This is a genomic window from Corynebacterium guaraldiae, from assembly GCF_053480195.1.
Map to the genome: position 1 here is coordinate 183,781 of NZ_JBRBAU010000004.1, position 19,950 is coordinate 203,730.

A 19,950-nucleotide genomic window follows, 5' to 3' on the forward strand; every position below is an offset into this window, starting at 1 on the left:
ATCACTAACCAAACAGCCGGATTGGGTTCACCACATCCGCAATCATGATGAGCGCGCCCACCGCCATGAGGACGAAAGCCAGAACATAGGTCACCGGCATGAGCTTGGTGTAATCCGCCGGCCCCTTCGGCTTCTTGCCCATGAGGCGGCGCAGAGCGTCGCGGATCTTTTCATAAATAATGACGGCGATATGGCCGCCATCGAACGGCGGGAGCGGGATGAGGTTAAACAGCGCGAGGAAGAAGTTGAGGGTGGCCAGCATCATGAAGAAGGATGACCACAGGCTCCGCTCGACCAACTCGCCGCCCACCCGGGAGGCTCCCACCACAGACATTGGTCCGTTAACATCGCGCTCCTGCCCAAAGATGGAGGCCACCACGCCCGGGATCTTGGCTGGGAATTGCGCGATTCCTTGGACCGTGGCGTTGAGCGCATAGCCCGAGTAGCGGGCGGTCGCCGGGAAGGCGTCGACGAAGGAGTAGATCTCCCTGATATCGATAATCTGGTTGCTCATACCGATGGCGCCGACCTCCACCAGTTGCCCCTCGGCGTTGAGTCGAGTCACCGTAGCAAGCGTGATGTCGAAGTCACGCGGCTCGCCATCGCGTTCGACTCTGAGGGTGACAGTGTCACCGGGGTAGCTCATGACGGTATCGCGAAGCTGCGCAAAGGAGTCCATGGTCTCGCCGTTCAGCGCTAGAACGATGTCCCCAGGTTCCACGCCCGCCTCACCAGCAGGGCCTACTCCTTGGCACGGTTCGAGTTCGCCATCGGCCTTCTGATTCGCCGCGCAGGAGACCTCGCCAACGCGCGGGCGCACATCCGCGTCTGGGTTGGGCAAGCCCGTCGTCATGGCGATGAGCAGCAGGATAATAAATCCTAAAAGCAGGTTGACGGTGATGCCGCCGGCCAGCACGATGATGCGCTGCCACGCCGGCTTTGTGTACATGGCATAGGGCTTTTCCTCTTCCGTGAGGAACTCATCCTGCGCCGTCATTCCTGCAATATCGCAGAAACCACCCACCGGGAAGGCAGCGAGGCCATACTCTGTGTGGCCACGTGTAAAGGACGCAACGCGTGGACCGAAACCGATGAAATAGCGGCGCACACGCATACCGAAGGCACGAGCGGTAAACATGTGACCGGCCTCGTGCAGGGCAACAGTGATGCCGATCCCCAAGGCGAAGAGAACTATGCCGAGGACATTTGCCATAAATCAGGGGCTTTCTATCGAGCGAGCGAATCCACCATCGTGTTGGCGCGACGGCGGGCCTCGCCTTCCACGGCGAGGACATCATCGACGCTAGAGGGTACACCAGCGAACTGCGCGGCCTGATCCACGACGTGACTGACAACGTCAACAATTTCCGGGAAGTGAATGCGCCCTGCCAAGAAGGCCGCGGCCGCCTCCTCATTGGCAGCGTTGTACACGGCTGCGTGCGTACCTCCGGCGGCGGCAACCTCGCGCGCTAAGCGAACGGCCGGGAAGGCTTCATCATCCAGCGGCTCAAAGCGCCAATCATGTGCGGTGGAAAAGTCCAACGCCGGCTGGGCACCCGGCACGCGGCGCGGCCAATCCAGTGCCAGGGAGATCGGTAGCTTCATCGACGGTGGCGAGCACTGCGCGATGGTGCAGCCATCGGTGAACGTTGCCATCGAGTGGACGATGGACTGGGGGTGGACGGTGACCTCGATGCGCTCTGGGGAGACGTCGAAAAGAAGCGTGGCCTCAATGAGCTCCAGGCCCTTGTTGACCAGCGTGGCGGAATTCAGAGTGTTCATCTGCCCCATCGACCACGTTGGGTGCTGCGCGGCCTGCCGCGGAGTGACATCCCACATCTCCTCGCGGGTCCAGCCTCGGAAGGGACCGCCGGAGGCGGTGAGCACGAGGTGATCAAGCTCCACATCACTGCCCGCGCGCAAACATTGCGCCATGGCGGAATGCTCCGAATCCACCGGAATGATCTGGCCCTCCCCCGCAAGACGGGTGACGATGGAGCCACCGGCGACGAGGGATTCCTTATTCGCCAACGCCAGAAGCTCACCCTTTTCCAAAGTCGCGACCGTGGAGGCTAGGCCCATTGAACCGACGAGCGCGTTAAGGACCTTGTCCGCATCGATGGCCCGGACCAGCTGCTCTGCGGAATCTGGGCCGGAGAGCACGGTGCCGCCGAGGGCCTCGGAGACGGTGCGTGCCGCATCGGGCTTGGCGACGGCCACGTGGTCAAACGAAAGGTTGAGGGCACGAGCCTGCTCGATAATAAGCTGCGGGTTGGAACCGCCGGCGGCAATGCCCACGACCGTGAACTTATCCGGATTATCCGCGATAACGTCCAGAGCCTGGGTGCCGATCGAGCCAGTAGAGCCGAGAATAAGAATGCGTTGGGTACTCACCCTCTCAACCCTAGCCGGTCAACCCTAGTCGGAGTCCTGTGCGCTCCGATAGCGATAAGCGGGGGTGTTTAATCGCGGTTGCCGGCAGGATCATTTAAACTACTACACAGAATAACTGGCATTTTCGTGCGCTCGCCTCACGCAACTAGTTCTAACCAGGGCGGGCCGCATGTACACGCAAAGGAGAGCAAGTGTCTTCCCACAAGCCGGCATCGCAGGTTTTCGACGGCGTATCCACCGATGACGTCCCGTCCGCAGGTTTCGGTTGGTCCCGCATCAGCCGCTCGGGCGTACAGATCGCCGGCTGGACGTCCGTCGCGTTCCTGCTTGCTTATAACTTTGGTAACCACAAGGGCCACGTAGAGACGGTCTGGCTTATCGCCTTGGCAGTCCTCATCGCCCTCGGCTTGGTCATTTACGCTCTGCAGCCGAAGCTCTCCCAGGTACGCACCTTGACTGCCCGCAACAAGCCGGTGGGCCATGAGGAGCCGGACTGGGCATACGAGCAGAAGACCGTTGGCAACGTCTACGCTTCCCTGACCGATGACGAGCTGCGTGCCCTCAACATTGAGCCCTCCCGCGTCGCTCACCTCCGCGGCGTGTCCGACGGCCGCCACGCTGCCAAGTCGGTGGCTAACTAAAGCGCTTCTTCGCTGTAAACAAAAGCTCCCTTCCCGCAGTTCATGAATGAACTGCACATGGAAGGGAGCTTTTGTACTATCTGCTCAACCCCTAGCTCACGTAACGGTTTACCGTGGCGTAAATCTCCGGGGTTCGCTCCTGCGCCCTCTTTCCGGCGAAGCGCCAGACAGCGGCGTAGACAAGTGACGGAACCAGCAGAGAAACTATCACAGCGGCATATAGCAGCCAGCCGCCGCGCTCATAGCTGAGGGCAGAAACCACGATGCCGGGAAGCGCGGGCACCCACACCAGCATCATGCCGACGAACGCCGTGAAGAAAGCGCCAGCGGAATAGCCGGATTTGTCATTCCACCGGTTCTGTCCCGGGGCTGACAAGGGATAAGGGTTGAGCACGGTCAGTCCCAAGCCCACCGCCGCCGTGGAAATGAACACGCCTAGAGCCACAGCTGTGCACAACATGCCCAAGGTGAAGTTGTCGCTAAAGACAAGAACCACTACAGCAAGCAGCACAAACCCGATCAAGGGAATAGTGACGTGTGCGAGGTGGCGCGCATGAAGGATGGTACGCGGAGCAACCGGCGCCACCATGTGGACCCAATTCGACGGCCCATCGAAGCCATAATCATTAGCCAAGAGCGAAGAGAGCACGATCGCGCTGAAGCACAGCATGAAATATGCGGTGAAATCATCGCCCTTCCACAACTGATATAGGGTCAGCACGCCAAACAAAGGCATCGTGTAGAGCATGCCGGTTTGCCGCTTATCGCGGGTGAGATAACGCAGTGCGCGAGAGTATTCCATCGCCGCCGGGCTGGAATAAGACCAAGCGCCCAACTCCAACTTGGACACACCCTTGCCCGTCACTTCGCTGGCTGCGTCACCGCCTGTTCCGGGGTTGCGCATGAGGCCGCCTATCTGACGGGACCATGCCCATACCAGCAGGACAAGGCTGCCCACCGCGATCAGTAGTTGGGATAGGGCGGTGATGAGGTGGCCGTCGGCAAGCGCGAGCGCCCACCCCACCCCGGCACCCAACGGGGTCCAGGCCATGATGGTGCCCACCGAATCGAGCGGAGGCAAGGACTCGAGGACGCTCTGTGCCTGCAGCATGCCAAAGACCAGCAGGCCCATAACCACCATCGCCGCAATTTGGGTGCGCGACTTTTGGGAATCCGCGATAGCGGAAGCCACTTGGCCAAGACATTCGCCAACGATGATGGTCGTCGCGCACGACAGCACCATGCCCACGACGAAGGGCACCGCAGCCCACCCGGTTCCTGTCAGGATGAGGAAAATGCTGCCGATGATCGCATACACCAGGGAAAAGACGACCGACATGATGGCGCGGGTGGTCAGCAGACCGGAGAAGAACAAGCCCGGAAGGACCTCACGGGGAGTCAGAGGAAGGGCTCCCAGAGTTGTCGGGCTCAATTGATTCTCCCCCGCCGGCATAAAGAGAGCGAGGAGTATGTAAATGAGCATGCCGCCCGCCACGCCGACGGTCAGTGCTTGGTAGCCGTGTCCGGGCGTGGTGATATCTGCATACACCATGGCTGCGATGGAAAAGAGGCCGATTGCTCCGTAGATCAGCATCATGAGCCCCATCATGAGCGTCGCCGGATTGGAAGAAACGCTTCGCCACCACAGAGTGCGATGAAGGCTGAACAGAGTGGATGTCATTCAGCGTCACCTGCCGCTGGCGAGCGCAGCCACCCAAACTTCGAGGCATCCAGGTCCCGCCCGCCGACGGCCGCGATAAACAGGTCGCTCAAGCTTTGGCCTTGACGGACATCGTCGACGTGGCCCGCGGTGATGACTTGGCCGCCGTTGATGATGGCGACGTGGTCGCACAGCCCCTCGACGAGCTCCATGACGTGCGAGGACAAAATAACCGTGCCGCCGCGGGAGGCATAGGCGCGCAGCATCTGCTGGATGAGGCGCCCGGAGACCGGATCCACGGCTTCCAGAGGCTCGTCAAGGATAAGCACCTCCGGGTTGTGCAGGACGGCCCCGGCCAGGAGAATCTTTTTGGTCATGCCGGCGGAATAGTCCGCGATGCGTTTATCGGCGGCCTCGGAGAGGGAGAGGGCGTCGAGAAGCTCCTGCGCACGGCGCAGCGACTCGGAGCGCTCCAACTTGTGAAGGGCGCCGAGGTAGTGAAGGTATTCAGCGCCAGTGAGACGGTCAAAGACCGGCGCCCCATCCATGAGCAGCCCCATGGCCTGTTTGGCGGGGATGGGCTCCTCCCACACGTTGTGGCCGGCGATGAAGCTGTGGCCGGCATCAGGGCGCTGGAGGCCACACGCCATGGTCAGCATCGTGGTTTTGCCCGCGCCATTCGGCCCCACTATCCCGTAGATGGATCCGCGCGGTACATCCAGGTTGAGGCTGTTGACGGCAATCTGAGAACCAAAAGACTTGCGCAGATCGCGCACCGCTAAAGCTTGGGTGCGTGGATCTGCCGCTAAGTCCTCGCGATAAGGATGAGTCATAAGCATTAACGGTATCAAGAACCATTAATGCTTTCTCCTCCGGCGAAACTATTGTTAGGAAACTGTAAGCAGAGCTCTTAAGCGCTCTCACGCTCGTCGGCGGCGAGCTGGCCACAGGCCGCAGCAATTTCATCGCCCTTGGTATCGCGCACGGTGCACGGCACGCCCTGCGCGATGACGCGGCGAACGAACTCGTCCTGGCGCGCCTTCGGGGCAGCATCCCACTCCGAGCCCGGCGTGGGGTTCAGCGGGATCACATTGACGTGAACCTTGGAGCCCAGAGCCGCATGCAGCTTCCGGCCCAACATGTCAGCGCGGAAATCCTGATCATTCTTATCGCGGATCAGCGCGTACTCGATGGAAACGCGGCGGCCCGACTTATCGGCGTAGTACTTAGCGGCATCAAGTACCTCCTCAACCGGCCAGCGGTTGTTAACCGGCACGAGGGTATCGCGCAGTTCATCGTCCGGGGTGTGCAGGGAGACTGCGAGGGTGCAGGACAGATCCTCATCCGCGAGCTTGCGGATGGCCGGGGCCAAGCCGACCGTCGATACCGTGACATTGCGCTGGGACAGGCCGAAGCCTGTGAGTTCAGAGCCGGTAATCTGGCGCACCGCGTGAACCACGCGCTTGTAGTTAGCCAGCGGCTCTCCCATGCCCATGAAAACAACGTTGCTCAAGCGACCGCCTTCCTCTTCCATGAGGCGAGCGGCGTGCCTAAACTGCTCCACGATTTCCGCGGTGGACAGGTTGCGGTCCAACCCGCCCTGGCCGGTGGCGCAGAACGGGCAGGCCATGCCGCAGCCAGCCTGGGAGGAGATACACAAGGTGGCACGCCCTGGGTAACGCATGAGCACGGATTCCAGCAAGGTGCCGTCGTGCAAGCGCCACAGGGACTTGGTGGTTTCCCCGTCGTCGGTGGAGGTCTGACGAATGGGCTGCATGAGCGTGGGGAACAAACGCTCCTGCACCGCCTCGCGGGCGGCGGCCGGGATATCCGTCATCTCAGAAACATCGGCGGTGTGGTGGACGTAGTAGTGCTTGGCCAGCTGCTTTGCCCGGAACTTGGGCAGGCCAAGTTCCGCGAGCGCCTCAATGCGCTCGGCCTCGGTCAGGTCCGCGAAGTGCTTCGGGGGTAGCCCGCGGCGCGGAGCGGAGAAATTCAGTTTCAGTGGTTCAGCCATGGTAGAGCCCATTTTCCACGTTTTCGGCCACATTATCCAATCTAAACTCTGCTGGAGTGGCGAAAGTGACATCTCAACCTATTTAATAGATGCATGACGAATCCAGAAAACTCCCCTGAAGAATTCCGCACCAGCACTCCGGCCGAGGAGCCGTTGACCGATTACTCTGCGGAAGCCCCCGCCACCGAAGGCTCCGTAGAGCCAGTTCCGACCACGACGGCTTATGAGAATAAGAATGATGGCAAGGTGAAGGGCTCTTTCGCTGCCAGCACGTGGATTGCCCTGATCGTGGGCTTCCTGCTGCTCATCGTCCTCATCATCTTCATCCTGCAGAACCAACACCAGGTACCGCTGAACTTCCTTAACTGGTCCGTCCAGTTCCCGGCGGGCGTCACTTACCTCATCTGCGCCATCGCCGGAGCCCTCATCATGGCCCTCGTCGGCGGCTGGCGCATGTTCGAGCTGCGCCGACAGGTGCGTAAGCAGGCTCGCCGCTAAATCTAAGGTGCAAGGGTGGTGAGAAAGCTCATCGCCACCCAGGTCACCATCGCAGAGGGCAGCATGCCGTCCAAGCGATCCATGATGCCGCCGTGCCCCGGCAGCAGGGCAGACATATCTTTGATTCCCAGTTCGCGCTTGAACTGGGATTCCACTAAGTCACCGAGAGTGGCGCAGAAAACCAGTCCTAGTCCCATGAGCGCGCCCACCCACGGCTTGTGGTGAAGAAGGAATGCGAAAGAAAGCGCGCCGGTAAGGGTTCCGAAAACAACCGAACCGGCAAAGCCTTCCCACGATTTTTTGGGGCTGACCGCCGGGGCCATGGGATGCGAGCCAAACATCACGCCGGCGATAAAGCCACCGGTGTCTGAGGCGACGACACAGAGCATAAACACGACAATCGACGCCGCCCCCGAGGCAAAGGGCGTCTCCACCCGCGAAAGCATCGCGGCAAACGTGCCAAAGAGGGGTATCCAGGTCAGCACGAAGATGCCCATCGACATATCACGGAGATAGTTAATTGGCGGACGGTGCCTGCCGTTGTGGAAGAGGCGCCCGAACATGAGCGCCAGAACCGCAACCACATAGACCGCAACGAGGCCCGGGGCGTTGAGGAACCACGAGACCCACACCATGGCTTGGCCAAGAACGATCAGCAGGGTGCGCGGGACATAGTAGGAGTGCTCCCGCAACCGGGTGAGAACCTCCCACATACCCAAGCCCACTGCGGTGGCGACGACGAGATACCACACCAAGGGCCCGGCCCACACCGCAAAAACGACGAGCGCGCCCAAGCCGACGCCGACGGCAATCGCCGCGGGCATGTCTCGGCCCGCGGAATTCTTGGGTTTCGGCATCCGGCTCGGGTGCTCAGTGCTCACGCATGCTCCTCAGGTAGTCGTGGGTGCTTAAGCTCTACACAGAAAAGACCGCCGTGCTGGTCGGTGCCTGGCGCGGCGGCAAGTCAAAGCTCGTGTGTGGAGGCTAAACCTCCATGAGCTCCTCTTCCTTATTGGCGACGAGCTTATCCACCTGCTCGATGTAGCCGGAAGTAATCTTTTCCATTTCCTTCTCTGCAGCGATGACCTCGTCCTCGCCAGCATCGCCGTCCTTCTGCAGCTTCTTCAGCTGCTCCATGGCACGGCGGCGAATGTTACGGATAGCAATCTTGCCGTCCTCACCCTTGCTCTTAGCCAGCTTGACCATCTCACGGCGGCGTTCCTCAGTCAGCTGCGGAATAGTAACGCGCAGCACCTGACCATCATTGGTCGGGTTCACACCGAGATCCGAGTTGCGGATTGCGTTCTCAATCTCATTCATCACGGACTGCTCATAAGGCTTGATGAGCAGCATGCGCGGCTCAGGAACCGAGATGGTTGCCATCTGGGTAATCGGGGTCGGCACACCGTAGTACTCAGCGACCAAACCGTTAAACATGGCTGGGTTGGCGCGGCCGGTGCGGATGGTGATCAGCTGCTCGCGGGCGTGCTCCACCGAGGCGGTCATGTGCTCTTCAGCTTCGAGCTGAATCTCGTCGATCATGAGGGTTACAACTCCCTTGAAATAGTCAAAAGTACTGGGAAAGAATGTAGCAGGTCGCGGCCCGTTTGTACTAAGACTGGACCAGCGTGCCGATCTTCTCGCCGTTCACGGCGCGCTTGATATTGCCCTCGGTGAGGAGGTTGAAGACCAGAATCGGCATATTATTATCCATGCACAAGCTGAACGCCGTAGCATCAGCCACCTTGAGGTTCTTCTCGATGACCTCACGCGGGGTGATCTCGGAGTAGAGCTCCGCGTCCGGATTCGTGCGCGGGTCAGCGGAATAGACGCCGTCGACAGCCTTGGCCAAGAAGAGGACTTCTGCACCAATCTCCAGCGCGCGCTGCGCTGCGGTGGTGTCGGTGGAGAAGTACGGCATACCCATGCCGGCGCCGAAGATAACCACACGCCCCTTTTCTAGGTGGCGGTCGGCGCGCAGCGGCAGATACGGCTCCGCAATCTGTGCCATGTTGATGGACGTCTGCACACGGCAGTCGATGCCCTGCTGCTTGAGGAAGTCCTGCAGCGCCAGGGAGTTCATGACTGTACCCAGCATGCCCATGTAGTCGGAGCGAGCGCGGTCCATACCGCGCTGGGACAGCTCCGCTCCGCGGAAGAAGTTACCGCCACCGATAACGACGGCAATCTCAGTTCCTTGTTCGGCCACCTCGGCGATTTGGCGGGCGACGTTTTCTACGACATCAGGATCGATGCCGACCTTGCCACCGCCGAACATCTCACCGCCCAGCTTCAGCATGACTCGCTTGTATCCGGTTCGCTTCGGTTCAGGGTTAGTCACGGTCTTCATCGTCTCCTTCACGCATGGCGACGCTTCAGTTAAGCGCACGAATAATTCCGTTCCATCTTAACCATAGGAAGCCGCTCTTATATATTCAGCTGCGCACAACCCCCACCCTAAGGGGCGGCAGAAAACAGCAAACTCCCTCCCCCGCTTCTTCCCCACCGGCCAGGCGGCCACAGGGATAAAGAGGAGGAGGGAGAAACCGCAGCTACGGAGCAATACTCCCTAGCTACGAAAGCTCTAGTAAAGCTTAAGCGCCAACCTCGTAGCGGATGAAACCGGTGATGGTGGTGCCGGCCTCGTCTGCGACCTGCTTGACGGTCTTCTTGGAGTCAGACAGAGCTGCCTGCTCAAGCAGAACCACAGACTTGTAGAAGCCATTGAGACGGCCTTCCACGATCTTCGGCAGGGCTGCCTCCGGCTTGCCCTCCTCGCGGGTGGTAGCCTCAGCGATCTCGCGCTCCTTCTCAACGACCTCAGCCGGAACGTCCTCGCGGGTGAGGTACTCGGCGTTCATAGCCGCAATCTGCAGTGCCACTGCGTGAGCGCCTTCTGCGTTGCCCTCGTAGGAGACCAGGACACCCACTGCCGGCGGCAGGTCAGCGGAACGCTGGTGCAGGTAGACAGCAACGTTGTCGCCCTCGATGGTGACTGCGCGGCGGGCCTGCAGCTTCTCGCCGGTCTTTGCGGACTCTTCGTCAACGATCTCAGAGACCTTCTTGCCGTCGATCTCCAGGTTGTTGAGCTCCTCACCGGAGTTGACCTTGGCCTCACCGGCAGCCTCAGCGATCTTGGTGGCAAAAGCCTTGAAAGCCTCGTTCTTAGCCACGAAGTCGGTCTCACAGTTGATCTCGACCATCGTGTTGCCGGAAACGGCGATCAGGCCCTCGGTGGCCTCACGCTCGGCGCGCTTGGACACGTTCTTTGCGCCCTTGATGCGCAGGTACTCAACGGCCTTGTCGTAGTCACCCTGGGACTCTTCGAGAGCCTTCTTGCAATCGAGCATGCCGGAGCCGGTGGCCTCACGCAATGCCTTTACGTCTGCAGCAGTGTAATTCGCCATAGTTGGAGCGATCCTCCTTGGAATTGAACGGTATTCGTTGAAACAGCGTAGCGGAATCACTACCACCACGTCGCGTTGAGGGGGTGCTAGTTTTTCGCCAGCTCCCCCAGCGAAGAATCTGAAGACCTTCAGCGTGGTGTTTTCAACCCTTTAATGTGCCACGCGTCTTAGCACGCTAAGAAAACACGTGAGAAAAAGCCCCCATCGCCGCGGACACTGTGGGCCGTGCGGTACGGGGGCTTAAGGTGTGCAGATTACTCTGCGGACTTCTCAGCGTCCTCAGACTTCTCTGCGGAAGCCGGATCAGACGCAGCGGCGGCCTCAGCGGCGTCGCGGGCGTCCTTCTCAGCGCTGTCGCCGGCGGCCTCCTTGGCCTGAGCCAGCTGGCGCTCCTCGCGAGCCTTCTTGCCCTCTTCCACAGCGGTGGCGATGATACCGGAGAGCAGCTTGGTAGCGCGGATGGCGTCGTCGTTACCCGGAATCGGGAAGTCAACCTCATCCGGATCACAGTTGGTGTCCAGGATGGCGACGACCGGGATGTTAAGCTTCTGAGCTTCCTTGACCGCGATGTGCTCCTTGTTGGTGTCAACGATCCACAGTGCGGACGGAGCCTTGGTCATGTCGGAGATACCGCCCAGGACGCGCTCCAGCTTGGTGCGCTCACGGGTCAGCATCAGAACTTCCTTCTTGGTGCGGCCCTTGTAGCCGTCCTCAGCCGCATCCATAGCCTGCAGCTCCTTCATGCGCTTCAGGCGCTTGGAGACAGTCTGGAAGTTGGTGAGCATACCGCCGAGCCAGCGGTGGTTAACGTAGGGCATTCCCACGCGGGTTGCCTCTTCAGCAACGGCTTCCTGAGCCTGCTTCTTGGTACCAACGAAGAGGATGGTGCCGCCGTGTGCGACGGTTTCCTTAACGAACTCGAAGGCCTCATCGATGTAGGTCAGCGTCTGCTGCAGGTCGATGATGTAGATGCCGTTACGGTCGGTGAAGATGAAGCGCTTCATCTTCGGGTTCCAGCGACGGGTCTGGTGACCGAAGTGGACGCCAGCGTCGAGGAGCTCGCGCATGGTTACGACTGCCATGTTTCGCTCGCTTTCTATATGTTGTTTCGGTTTTGCAAAAATTGTGCGGTGTTTTATTCCGCACCCTAGCAACGAAGGCCCTGGTCAACACCCCACTATTGCGGGGACCACGTCAACCACAGACTGCCTCTTCCTTAACCCAGGAAGCGGCTGCTTCGCCGCGCGTAGTCAATCCATGCACCAGCCTTTAGGCCTGAGCACAGACTGCTGTGGGCTAGCTTAGTACTGCACACACGGTGATTCCAAACGACGGGCCTGATTTATCTCAGCAGGATTGTTGATGACTCTACGGTCTTCTCCCCTGCTGCAACAGTGGCCTCTTCTTTAACAGGTTATCCACAACAGTGGCTGCACCTCTTCTCTGAAGAGGCGTCCGAGCGCAGGCTTGGAGGCATGCGTCACCGTCTTCTTTATGTATCCGTCTTGCTGTGTACTTGGGCCGCGCTTGTCGACGTCCCCCTAGCCGCCGCCTACGTCGACCCCACCACCGGGGAACCTGTCGTTTCGCGTGTTTTGCGCGGCTTCGAGCCTCCCGAAAAGCGCTGGATGGCGGGACACCGCGGTGTCGATCTGGACCTGCCTGTCGGCGGGGTGGTCCTCGCGGCCGGCGATGGCGTCGTATATTTCGCCGGTTCGATCGCGGGCAAACCCGCCCTATCGATTGCCCATGGGAACGGCCTGCGCACGACCTATCAACCAGTGTTTGCGAGAGTCAAGAAAGGTGACCGGGTACAGGAAGGAGACGTGATTGGCACCCTCGCCCCGTCCGTGGACGGCTATCCGGGACTACATTGGGGCGCGATTGAAGGACGCGAGGATTACATCAATCCGCTGGACTTGCTTGGGGAACCTGTCATTCGCCTCAAGCCCGTGGGTGGGCGCGGGCGTAGACGTCCTTAAGCCGCTGGGCGGAGACGTGCGTGTAGACCTGCGTGGTCTGTAATGAAGAGTGCCCGAGCAGCTCCTGGACAATACGCAAATCCGCTCCGCCCTCGAGCAGATGCGTTGCCGCCGAGTGGCGCAACCCGTGCGGGGTCAAACCCGGCGTTCCCGTCACTTGCGCGGCGCGCTCGACAACACGGCGGACTTGGCGGGGGTCGATACGCCCGCCGCGGGTGCCCACGAACACCGCCTCCGTATCACCCGCAAGCTGGGGACGGCCCGTTTCCAACCAGGCACAAAGCGCATCGTGAGCTGCATCCCCGAACGGGACGACGCGCTGTTTATTGCCCTTACCTGTGACGCGGGCAGTACGCCGGGACACATCGATATCCCCGATGTTGAGACCGACGAGCTCAGCCACGCGCACACCGGTGGCGTAGAGGAATTCGAGCATGGCACTATCACGCAGGAAATGGATCTCATCGGCGGAGACGGCATTGCCCATCAGCTCCCCCGCCGCTGAAGGCGACATCACCGTCGGCAAGTGTTTGCCCACCTTTGGCGTGGCCAAACGCTGCGCCACATCAGTTTTTAAATAGCCTTCACGCGCAGCCCATGTGGAAAAAGCACGCACCGCGGCGGTGCGGCGCGCCAGTGTGGAGCGGGACTTGCCCTCGGAAACGGCGTGGGCCAACCATTCGCGCAGGGAATTCAGTGTGAACGCTGAGAAGTCCGGAACCTCCGTCGCCAGCAAGCGCAGGTCGGAGCAATAGCCGCGAACGGTCGCATCGGAACGGCCGCGGACGATGCGCTGGAAGTCCGCGAAGTCTTCGATCGCCTCGTCCAGCTGTCCGCCCACGTGCCGCTCACCGTTACCACTTGCACCACTCATGTCTCATGAGTGTACTCAGGTGCGCTGCCACATCGCCCCCGAGCGAGTAATCACCCCCATCTTCTGCATCGCCACGAGAAGGTGAATGGTCAACGCCACCCGCATTCCCGCGGCCGCCGCGATGTCCTCAGCGCTCGCGCCTTCCTCCGCGCTTTCCGGTGGAGTGGAGTCATACACCCGAAGCTCATTGCGGGACAGGCGCTGCACAGCAGTCGGCTGAAACTCGAGCTCATACTGTCCCACCACATCTACCTCTCCTGCTTTGCCGACCAACCCCCGAACTTCATCCGCAGACGCCACCAATTGGGCCCGCCCATCCTGAATTCGTTGATGACACCCCAAGGAACCAGATGTCGTAATAGGCCCCGGTACGGCCATGGCAACCCTGCCCAGCGCTTCCGCCCAATTCAGCGTGTTAAGAGCACCAGAGCGGAACCCCGCTTCAACCACCACAGTGCCACTCGTCATCGCCGCCACGAGGCGGTTGCGGGATAAGAAGCGGAATCGCTGCGGCCGCGTGCCCGGCGCGAACTCAGACACAATGCATCCTTTCTCGGCGATTCTGTCAAAGAGTTTCGCATTTCGCGCTGGGTAAGAAATATCGATGCCGCAGGCCGCCACAGCGACGGTCAGTCCGCCCGCATCGAGGGCCGCTTCATGGACCGCCGTATCAACGCCTACCGCTCCGCCGGACACCGCTGTCCATTGATGAGTCGCAAGGCCACCCGCTAAGAGTGACGCAGCCTCCCAGCCATACCTGCTCACCGCGCGCGTGCCCACGAGGGCCACAGATTGAGATACCGCTTCGCGCAGGTTTCCACCGCGTACCCACAGACTGTGCGGTGGTACTGCTTGGTCATCAAACGTTGCCGGGGCATCAACCACCCCTTGGTGATAGAAACCGAAGGCACGGGAGAACTCTTCCCCGGGCCACTCAGCGTCCGCGGGCGTAATGAGCCGAGCGCCTTCCGCTTCCGCTACAGCCAAGTCTTCGTCTTGCCGCAGCCACTCACGCCGCGAAGCCGTGGCTTGCCGCAAGGGCCCAATCCAATCCTCTCCTTTGTAGATTCCCCGAGCAATCTCCTCAGCCGAGTATTGGGTCAACAGCCCGTGAAGAGTTGGTGAAGGACCCTCCACCACGCGATTGAGATAGGCCCACGTATGCCGGCTACTCGATAGATTGAGCTCACTCATGCCGCCAGCCTTTCGATCGTCCCAGCCCCGCGGAGATCCAGCGCCCGGCTGACGTGCTCGAGCTCAGGGCGAGATGAGCCGTCGAGGTCTGCCAGCGTCCAGGCTAGGCGCAGAACACGGTCGACCCCGCGCTGGCTCAGCTCCCCTTCCGCCAGGTAGGCGGCGAGCATGATCATCGCAGACTCCGCCGCGGGGCGGTGGCGCCGCAAATATGAAGCCGGAACTGCTCCATTGACCACGCTTCCCAACCCGTCACCCTCCCAGCGCGCCTTCATGCGTTCCCGGGCTGCGGCCACGCGCTGGGCGATGACCTCGGAGGTCTCTTCCCCTTCCGCTTGGAGCACCGCTGATTGCCCCGACAGGGACACGATGATGTCGAGGCGGTCCCGCAGCGGCCCCGACAAATTGGACAAGTAGTTCATCCTGTCTGATACTCGGCACTCGCAACGCGCCGGTTCTTCGGCTCCACACCGGCAGGGATTTGCAGCCAGCACTAGTTGGAATTGGGCGGGGAAGATAACCTCCCTGCTCGCCCGCGTCAGGCGCACCTGTCCCTCTTCCAAGGGGGCGCGCAAACTATCGAGTACCTGCGCAGGCACCTCACTGACCTCATCGAGGAAGAGCACGCCATGGTGCGCCAAGCTCACTGCTCCTGGCCGTGGGCGCCCTGAGCCGCCACCGATCAGCGCGGCCCTCGTTACCGAAGCGTGCGGCGCAATGAACGGAGCCCGTGAGATGGCGGTGCCGACGGCTCCCGCCACCGAGTGGATGGCCGTGGCTTCCACTGCTTGCTCTGTGCTCAGGCGCGGCAGAATCCCCGGCAAACGCGAGGCAATCATCGACTTGCCGGAGCCGGGTGGCCCCACCATCATCACGTGGTGGCCGCCGGCAGCAGCAACTTCCGCCGCCCACTTGGCTTCCTTCTGGCCTACCACCTCGCTGAAATCGGCGACTTGCTCGCACGCAGGCGCTGCCGCATGCGCAATGAGGTGCGCGTCCGGCAGGCAATCACTCCCGCACGCCCACGCAAAAGCATCCCACAGGGTTTCGGCCACGAGTACCGTGATGCCGGACACCAATGCTGCTTCCGCAGCGTTTCCCACCGGAATGATCAGGGTGTCATATCCCTGTGAACGCGCAGCCAGAATGGCCGGGATGATGCCGGAGACCGGCCGTACCTGCCCGTCCAACCCCAGCTCACCAAGAACCAGCGCCCCGCTAAGGCGACTCTTCTCCGCCTGGCCTGCTCCTAGAATTGCCAAGGCCATCGGGAGATCAAAGTGCGCCCCTGCTTTTGGCAGCGAGGCCGGCGACATGGACACCACCACCTTCGTCTTGGGCCACGGCAAGTGCGAATTGCTCACCGCAGTACGGATGCGATCCCGCGACTCTGAGATTGCGGCATCCCCCAGCCCCACCACGTGAACCCCCGGCAGCCCGGGGCCAACGTTGGCCTCCACCGTGACCACCCGGGCCAGGACCCCATCCAGCGCTATCGTGTCGCACCTACCGAGAGCCATGATCGACTCCCTGGAAGTAGTCCACCTCAAACGCCTCCCCCGACTTCGCCCCGGTGGCTACCAGCCCGAGTACGTCGAAACGGACCTTGCTCAACGCCTGCCCTTCGCTCCGTGCGGCGCTCAGCCATTGCGCGGCCGCCTTGCGCAAGCGCGCTAACTTGCGTGGGGTTACTGCTTCCGCGACGCCGAAATTGCGGTTTGCCCGAGTCTTTACTTCGCAAAAGACAATGGTCCCATCGGGTTCACGCACGACGAGATCGAGCTCGCCCACACGGTAGTGGACGTTCGCAGCGATGACCTGCGCCCCGCGCGCACGATAAAAGTCAGCGGCGAATTTCTCCCCCGCTTTTCCCAGTGCATCCGCCGGGCGGATGGTCTGGCCCACGGTCGGTGAATGCAGAGTGGTTGCTAGATTTCTTGTCACTATGGTGCTCCTTGGAATTGAACGTGTACACAACACGCCGCAAGCACGACACAAGACAATTCCCGTGCCGAACACCCCCTTACGGCACTTCCAGAACACCCCATTAGCTGCGTTGTGGCGAGGGCTTAATGCCTCGCCACCGCAAATCTGTGGATAACTAGTCCGGGGTCACCAACATGGCGTCCCCCGCCCACTTTTATCTAGATCACTTACCTAAGGCTCTATTCCGGTAGGACAAAATCCGGCTTGTCCAACTCCTCAATATTGACGTCCTTGTAGGTGATTACACGGACGTAGCGCACAAAACGCGCCGAGCGGTACATATCCCAGACCCACGCATCAGACATGCGGACCTCGTAGTAGACGTCCGGACCCGACGTATGCGGAATAAGCTCCACAGCGTTGGCCAGATAAAACCTACGTTCAGTCTCCACTACATAGGAGAATTGGCTGACCACATCGCGGTATTCGCGGTACAGCGACAGCTCGACTTCAGCCTCGTAGTTATCGAGTTCCTCAGCGCTCACGGTGTGCTTCTCCTTCGCTCACAATTACCCGGATTCACGGTGTCACAGAATCAGCACCAGCTTAGTTCCCGCGTCCTGAATAAGGCTTCAGGCGCGCGCGAGGAATCGCGCATGTGCGTCAGCTACATTGCGATAGCTCATGCGGTGCTCAGGAGTCGCCCCCAGCCGGGCGATAGCTTCCTGATGTACTGCCGTGCCATAGCCCTTATGGCTTTCCAAGGCATATCCCGGGTACTGCTTGGCCAGCTCCATCATCAGGTGATCACGGGACACCTTGGCCAGGACACTTGCCGCGGCGATGCATCGCGCGGCGGCATCACCACCGATGATCGGCAGCTGCGGGGCGGGCAGACCGGGGACGAAGAGGGCGTCGCTTAGCACGTAACCCGGGCGGACCCCCAGTCGTGCCACCGCCCGGCGCATCCCTGAGACATTCGCGTGTTGGATGCCAAAGGTATCGATGTCCTTCGCGCCCACGTGCACCACCGACCACGCTAGCGCGCGGCGTTTAATCAGCGGCTCCAGCTTTTCCCGGGCCGCCGGCGTGAGTTTCTTCGAATCATCAAGCCGTTCCAAGCCGGGCAGGATGCGCTCCGGCAAGATGCACGCGGCGATGGTCACTGGCCCGCAGCATGCCCCGCGCCCAGCTTCATCCACCCCTGCAACTGGACCGAGCCCTGCCTTGGAGAGCGCGACCTCATAGGTTCTCTTCTGTTTCAGTCGGCGCATAGCGTTTATAACGGCATGTCATCGATAGTTTGCGCACGGCTAACCGGAACCACCACGGCGGCGACCTTTCCGCGCACGTTCTCAACAGGAACTGTGCCCTGCAGGTTATCCCCGAGGTGCGCGCGCGAATCCAAGGAGTTCGTGCGGTTATCTCCCATCACCCACAGATGGCCTTCCGGGACGGTAACGGGGCCGAAGTAGGCGCCGCCACAAGCTTGTGATCCCACGCGTTCATCAATCGGAATCTCCGGCGGATCCAGAACGAAGTCCTGGTTAGTGGGTTTGCCGTCCACCATGACGGCCGGATCCCCTTCTTGGCACGACACGGTCTGGCCGCCTGTAGCGATGACGCGTTTAACCAGGATGTTGTCGCCATTAGGCACCAGCCCCACAACGGCGCCAATGTTTTGCAGTCCGCGCAGCACTACATTGCGGGACCGCTTGACCTCAAAAGACGTGTTCCACGAGTCAGGACCGGCAAAGACAACAACCTCGCCGGGGCGCGGATCGCTGAAGTAATAGCTCACCTTCTGCACGGCGATGCGGTCATTCGTGCACCCCGGGCAGCCGTGCAGGGTGGGTTCCATGGAGGAAGACGGGATGAGATACATCCGCCCCACTAAAGCCTGAATTAGCGCCAGCACCACGAAGGTGAGTGCTAGCGCCGTGAGGACATCGCGCCCTCTAGGACTGGATGTCCGGGTCATCGACTCCACCAATGCGGTTGAAGGGGAAGAAGATGAACATGACCTTGCCGCGGACGTTCTCCAGCGGGATCGTTCCTTGGAACTCATCCTGCATGTGATAGCGCGAATCCGCGGAAGCCGTGCGGTTATCTCCCATCACCCAGATATTGCCCTCTGGCACGGTCACGGGGCCAAAATACGCGCCGCCACAGGCGTAAGAACCGGTGGTCTCATCAACGCGATACGTCGGCGGGTCCTGCACATAGTCCTGTTCGATGGGCTTGCCATCCACCATGACCGCCGGATCACCCTCCTGGCAGGACACGGTCTGGCCACCGGTAGCAACAACGCGCTTGACCAGGGTGTTCTCATCAGGTGGGGTGAGCGAAACGTAGCTCAGCGCGTCCTGAATGCGGTGGATGACCGGGTTGTCGGAGCGCGGCGATACCCAATTCCTGTCCCAGTCCGGCGTTCCCTTGAACACCACGACATCACCGGGCTCTGGGGTCTTGTCGCCGTAATAGGAGACCTTCTCGGTAAAAATCCGGTCGTTATTGCAGCCTTCACAGCCATGCAAAGTCGGCTCCATCGACCCTGATGGAATGACGTACTGCCGGCCCACAAAGTTTTGGAAAACACCGACGACCGCAAGCACGGAAACCACCACCAGCGCGGTCTCCAGCAACCAAGGCATCTGCTTCTTTTCCTCAGCTGGGGGTGCTGCGCTTTCCGACGCCTCTTTCCCCACGCCCTGGGAACCTTCAGTAATGTCGTTTTCTTTTTCCACGGGCTAAATCCTAGCAATGCGCGCCGACATCCCGGTATGCGGCTCGGCCGGAGGCTGCTGAAAGCACAAAGCCCTCCGCCTTACCCACAAGAATCGGTGTGGAAGCGAAGGGCTGAGGGCTACAGAGCAGCTAGAACTAGCGGCGCTCCTTGATGCGGGCCTTCTTGCCGCGCAGGTCGCGCAGGTAGTACAGCTTGGCGCGGCGAACACGGCCGCGGCGGACTACCTCGATGGAGGCAATGTTCGGGGAGTGAACCGGGAAGGTACGCTCAACGCCGATGCCGAAGGAAACCTTACGCACGGTGAAGGTCTCGCGGATGCCAGCGCCCTGACGGCGGATGCAGACACCCTTGAAGAGCTGGGTACGCTCGGTGGAGCCCTCGATCACCTTGACGTTGACGTCAAGGGTATCGCCCGGGCGGAAGGACGGGATATCGTCGCGCAGCGAAGCTGCATCAACCTTGTCAATGAGGTTTGCCATTGGTGTTTTCCTTTTCAGTTTAAGACAGAGGACCCTGGCGCCACCTCGCGGCGGCTGACCGGTTCGTGCCTATTACACAGAACATCGCTATCTTTCCACACCCCACCCCCGCAGAACAAATTGTGCCAA

At 60.8% G+C, this 19,950-nt stretch carries 22 protein-coding genes; 3 read left to right on the forward strand and 19 right to left on the reverse strand.

Translation table 11 applies throughout. The features are described from left to right. Positions 1 to 4: 4 nt before the first annotated feature. Complete coding sequence (locus tag ACUY3D_RS04895; protein WP_448240444.1) at positions 5 to 1,213, reverse strand: M50 family metallopeptidase; 1,209 nt, start codon at positions 1,211 to 1,213, stop codon at positions 5 to 7. A 14-nt stretch (positions 1,214 to 1,227) separates the two neighbouring features. Then, positions 1,228 to 2,394, reverse strand: coding sequence for a 1-deoxy-D-xylulose-5-phosphate reductoisomerase (gene dxr, locus ACUY3D_RS04900; protein ID WP_448240445.1), 1,167 nt, complete (start codon positions 2,392 to 2,394; stop codon positions 1,228 to 1,230). A 191-nt stretch (positions 2,395 to 2,585) separates the two neighbouring features. Between dxr and ACUY3D_RS04905 the strand changes: the two genes are divergently transcribed. Then, a complete protein-coding gene (locus ACUY3D_RS04905) occupies positions 2,586 to 3,035 on the forward strand; it encodes a DUF2631 domain-containing protein (protein WP_448240446.1) in 450 nt (149 codons plus the stop codon). 91 nt (positions 3,036 to 3,126) lie between these two features. Here the strand turns inward: ACUY3D_RS04905 and ACUY3D_RS04910 are convergent, their stop codons facing one another. The 3 genes from ACUY3D_RS04910 to rlmN form a co-directional block, all read right to left on the reverse strand. Further along, positions 3,127 to 4,716, reverse strand: a complete 1,590-nt coding sequence (locus ACUY3D_RS04910) for an ABC transporter permease (RefSeq protein ID WP_246816458.1) — start codon at positions 4,714 to 4,716, stop codon at positions 3,127 to 3,129. After that, positions 4,713 to 5,534, reverse strand: coding sequence for an ABC transporter ATP-binding protein (locus tag ACUY3D_RS04915; RefSeq protein ID WP_070533159.1), 822 nt, complete (start codon positions 5,532 to 5,534; stop codon positions 4,713 to 4,715). The genes ACUY3D_RS04910 and ACUY3D_RS04915 overlap by 4 nt, the downstream gene beginning before the upstream one ends. 71 nt (positions 5,535 to 5,605) lie before the next feature. Continuing rightward, the gene (gene rlmN, locus ACUY3D_RS04920; RefSeq protein WP_284848272.1) at positions 5,606 to 6,712 is read right to left on the reverse strand and encodes a dual-specificity RNA methyltransferase RlmN; all 1,107 of its coding nucleotides are present in this window, start codon (positions 6,710 to 6,712) and stop codon (positions 5,606 to 5,608) included. A gap of 93 nt (positions 6,713 to 6,805) precedes the next feature. On the opposite strand from rlmN, the gene ACUY3D_RS04925 reads away from it, so the two are divergent. Next, positions 6,806 to 7,210 (forward strand): LapA family protein, encoded by a 405-nt coding sequence (locus tag ACUY3D_RS04925; protein WP_448240447.1) that lies wholly within the window; start codon positions 6,806 to 6,808, stop codon positions 7,208 to 7,210. A gap of 2 nt (positions 7,211 to 7,212) precedes the next feature. Here the strand turns inward: ACUY3D_RS04925 and ACUY3D_RS04930 are convergent, their stop codons facing one another. The 5 genes from ACUY3D_RS04930 to rpsB all read right to left on the reverse strand — a co-directional run bounded on the left by ACUY3D_RS04930 (position 7,213) and on the right by rpsB (position 11,699). Beyond that, entirely contained in the window at positions 7,213 to 8,067 is an 855-nt protein-coding gene (locus ACUY3D_RS04930) for a phosphatidate cytidylyltransferase (protein WP_180952038.1), read from the reverse strand. 127 nt (positions 8,068 to 8,194) lie between these two features. After that, positions 8,195 to 8,752, reverse strand: a complete 558-nt coding sequence (gene frr / locus ACUY3D_RS04935; protein ID WP_070533163.1) for a ribosome recycling factor — start codon at positions 8,750 to 8,752, stop codon at positions 8,195 to 8,197. Positions 8,753 to 8,822: 70 nt separating this feature from the next. Beyond that, on the reverse strand, positions 8,823 to 9,560 hold the full coding sequence (gene pyrH, locus ACUY3D_RS04940; RefSeq protein ID WP_070533165.1) for a UMP kinase: 738 nt from the start codon (positions 9,558 to 9,560) through the stop codon (positions 8,823 to 8,825). 244 nt (positions 9,561 to 9,804) lie between these two features. Then, a complete protein-coding gene (gene tsf / locus ACUY3D_RS04945; protein WP_070533167.1) occupies positions 9,805 to 10,617 on the reverse strand; it encodes a translation elongation factor Ts in 813 nt (270 codons plus the stop codon). 254 nt (positions 10,618 to 10,871) lie between these two features. Then, positions 10,872 to 11,699 (reverse strand): 30S ribosomal protein S2, encoded by an 828-nt coding sequence (gene rpsB, locus ACUY3D_RS04950; protein ID WP_070533169.1) that lies wholly within the window; start codon positions 11,697 to 11,699, stop codon positions 10,872 to 10,874. 393 nt (positions 11,700 to 12,092) lie between these two features. Here rpsB and ACUY3D_RS04955 point away from each other — a divergent pair, with 393 nt between their 5' ends. Continuing rightward, positions 12,093 to 12,599 carry a M23 family metallopeptidase gene (locus tag ACUY3D_RS04955; RefSeq protein ID WP_070562824.1) on the forward strand — a complete coding sequence of 169 codons (507 nt, stop codon included), beginning with the start codon at positions 12,093 to 12,095 and terminating at the stop codon, positions 12,597 to 12,599. On the opposite strand, the gene ACUY3D_RS04960 is transcribed toward ACUY3D_RS04955, so the two are convergent. From ACUY3D_RS04960 to rplS, 9 genes are all read right to left on the reverse strand, one after another. Beyond that, positions 12,562 to 13,473 (reverse strand): tyrosine recombinase XerC, encoded by a 912-nt coding sequence (locus ACUY3D_RS04960; RefSeq protein WP_070533173.1) that lies wholly within the window; start codon positions 13,471 to 13,473, stop codon positions 12,562 to 12,564. The two genes, ACUY3D_RS04955 and ACUY3D_RS04960, sit on opposite strands and share 38 nt — an antisense overlap. 15 nt (positions 13,474 to 13,488) lie before the next feature. Continuing rightward, a complete protein-coding gene (gene dprA / locus ACUY3D_RS04965; RefSeq protein ID WP_448240448.1) occupies positions 13,489 to 14,667 on the reverse strand; it encodes a DNA-processing protein DprA in 1,179 nt (392 codons plus the stop codon). Continuing rightward, the gene (locus ACUY3D_RS04970) at positions 14,664 to 16,187 is read right to left on the reverse strand and encodes a YifB family Mg chelatase-like AAA ATPase (RefSeq protein WP_448240449.1); all 1,524 of its coding nucleotides are present in this window, start codon (positions 16,185 to 16,187) and stop codon (positions 14,664 to 14,666) included. Before ACUY3D_RS04970 ends, dprA begins: the two co-directional genes overlap by 4 nt. Beyond that, positions 16,174 to 16,611 (reverse strand): YraN family protein, encoded by a 438-nt coding sequence (locus ACUY3D_RS04975; protein WP_070596895.1) that lies wholly within the window; start codon positions 16,609 to 16,611, stop codon positions 16,174 to 16,176. Before ACUY3D_RS04975 ends, ACUY3D_RS04970 begins: the two co-directional genes overlap by 14 nt. Before the next feature lie 221 nt (positions 16,612 to 16,832). After that, positions 16,833 to 17,138 (reverse strand): DUF2469 domain-containing protein, encoded by a 306-nt coding sequence (locus ACUY3D_RS04980; RefSeq protein WP_005528899.1) that lies wholly within the window; start codon positions 17,136 to 17,138, stop codon positions 16,833 to 16,835. A gap of 87 nt (positions 17,139 to 17,225) precedes the next feature. After that, positions 17,226 to 17,876 carry a ribonuclease HII gene (locus tag ACUY3D_RS04985; protein ID WP_186312162.1) on the reverse strand — a complete coding sequence of 217 codons (651 nt, stop codon included), beginning with the start codon at positions 17,874 to 17,876 and terminating at the stop codon, positions 17,226 to 17,228. After that, positions 17,873 to 18,574, reverse strand: a complete 702-nt coding sequence (gene lepB, locus ACUY3D_RS04990) for a signal peptidase I (RefSeq protein ID WP_070562804.1) — start codon at positions 18,572 to 18,574, stop codon at positions 17,873 to 17,875. Before lepB (ACUY3D_RS04990) ends, ACUY3D_RS04985 begins: the two co-directional genes overlap by 4 nt. Further along, positions 18,552 to 19,247 (reverse strand): signal peptidase I, encoded by a 696-nt coding sequence (gene lepB / locus ACUY3D_RS04995; RefSeq protein WP_239248960.1) that lies wholly within the window; start codon positions 19,245 to 19,247, stop codon positions 18,552 to 18,554. Before lepB (ACUY3D_RS04995) ends, lepB (ACUY3D_RS04990) begins: the two co-directional genes overlap by 23 nt. 229 nt (positions 19,248 to 19,476) lie before the next feature. Then, complete coding sequence (gene rplS, locus ACUY3D_RS05000; protein ID WP_070533187.1) at positions 19,477 to 19,821, reverse strand: 50S ribosomal protein L19; 345 nt, start codon at positions 19,819 to 19,821, stop codon at positions 19,477 to 19,479. Positions 19,822 to 19,950: the final 129 nt, after the last annotated feature.